The sequence below is a fragment of the Frigoribacterium sp. UYMn621 genome (assembly GCF_040549525.1).
GTDB lineage: Bacteria > Actinomycetota > Actinomycetes > Actinomycetales > Microbacteriaceae > Lacisediminihabitans.
Window position 1 is genome coordinate 1 of sequence record NZ_JBEPTM010000044.1, and the last position, 1,759, is coordinate 1,759.

Below are 1,759 nucleotides of genomic sequence, written 5' to 3' on the forward strand. Positions count from 1 at the left end.
TCGGAGAATTGGTGATCCGGACCCTTGCATTTCTCCTTGCAATTCGCGCGTAGGAAGGTCCAGCTTCGGCGTTCCTGACGAAGAATCGCCGGGCGCCCGTAGAGCGTTCCCCTGCGGGCACCTGAGCAAGGTCGAAATCAAGCCCTGATCATACTTTCCCGAACGACTGAAATGCCGCCCGCTGGCCGTCCCGTTCTGGCGTGCTGGTTTAGTGGCTAGGACTTGATCTGAGACAATCAAAGCGATGGCTACTCGCATACGACTCATCACGCTGCGCGACGCTGATGTGCTGGCGGAGCTGCAAATACGCAATCGTAACTTCTTGGCACCGTGGGTTCCTGTCCGCGAAGAGGGCTACTTCACCATCCAGGGTCAGCGGGCCGACATCGAGGCTGCGCTCGCTCGTCACGGGCGCGGCGAAGCGATGCCCCTGGTCGTGCTGAACGACGACGGTCAAGTTGCTGGCCGCCTCACGCTTAGCGGCATCGTTCGTGGTCCGTTCCAGTCGTGCAGCGTGGGGTACTGGATGGGGAAGAACCAGACTGGGAAAGGTTTGGCGACGGATGCCATGCGGGCGGCACTTGCAATCGCTTTTTCGGAGCTTGGGCTCCATCGCGTGCAGGCCGAAACCTTACTCGGCAACACTGCTTCTCAGAGCGTTCTCGCCAGGACGGGATTCGAACAGTACGGGCTCGCACCGGGATACCTAAAGATCGCGGGTGTGTGGCAGGACCACCTAATGTTCCAGCGCTTGAGTGACCTCGACTGAGGACGCCACCGCCAGTTAAGGATCGGATCACGGTGGCCGAGTCACAGAAGGTTCCCCTACGGGCGCCCTCGGCCAGTGAAAACGACCTCCCAACTCGACTCCGCGAACACTCCGAAATGCGGTCCGCTGACCGTCCCCATATTAAAGACGAACGATTTTGCTCTTAGCACCCGATTTGAACGAAAGTGCGCAAGGGAGCCGGGCTGAAGTCACTTCCTTCGACGAAACCCAGGGATTCGTAGAATGCGCGCTGGCCCGGTTCGTCATCGGTCAGAAGTACCTTGAATCGGCCTGACTTTCGTTCCGTTCTTCTAGTAAGGATGGAACACGATGAACAGAAGATATTCCCCGGAGATGCGTGAGCGGGCGCTCAGGACGCTCGCGGAGTCCCGGCCCGACCACCCGACGACGATGAGCGCGATCCGTCACGTTGCCGGGATGCTGGGAATGAGTCCGGAAACGCTGCGGCTATGGGAGCGGCGTTATGAAGTCGATGCTGGCGTGAAACCTGGGGTCACGACTGAGGCGGCTGCGGAGATCAAGCAGCTGCAGAAAAAGGTCTCGGGGTTGCGGAAGGCGAACGAGATACTCAGGGCTGCGAGCATCTTTTTCGCGAAGGAGCTCGACCACCCCTCGACGAGATGATCCGGTTCATCACTGAGCACCGGGATCGTTTCGCCGGTTGAGCTCATCTGCCAGGTCTTGCGGCCGGCAGTGAGAGGATTCCTGACCTCGCGCGGCTATCGCTCCGCGGTGGGCAGGGCGCCGTCCGCGCGGCAGCTGCGCGATGACTTGCTCGTGCCGGAGGTTGCGCGCCTGCATGCGGAGAACTACGGCGTCTATGGGCGCCGGGAGATGCACGCGCTGATGCTGCGGCAAGGCTGGGCGATCGGCCGCGATCAGACCGAGCGCCTCATGCGGGAGGCCGGTGTTCGCGGGGTGCGCAAGTCGAAGCGGGTCTTCACGACGAAGCTCGATCTGCTCAGAACG

At 61.1% G+C, this 1,759-nt stretch carries 3 protein-coding genes; all 3 read left to right on the top strand.

The genetic code is table 11. The features are described 5' to 3' along the window. Positions 1-244 precede the first annotated feature (244 nt). The gene (locus ABIB54_RS17785; protein ID WP_354576866.1) at positions 245-769 is read left to right on the top strand and encodes a GNAT family N-acetyltransferase; all 525 of its coding nucleotides are present in this window, start codon (positions 245-247) and stop codon (positions 767-769) included. Between the two features lie 330 nt (positions 770-1,099). Next, on the top strand, positions 1,100-1,414 hold the full coding sequence (locus ABIB54_RS17790; RefSeq protein WP_354576867.1) for a transposase: 315 nt from the start codon (positions 1,100-1,102) through the stop codon (positions 1,412-1,414). Positions 1,415-1,522: 108 nt separating this feature from the next. Continuing rightward, positions 1,523-1,759 (top strand): IS3 family transposase (locus tag ABIB54_RS17795; protein WP_354576868.1); only part of this gene is annotated, 237 nt, incomplete at its 3' end.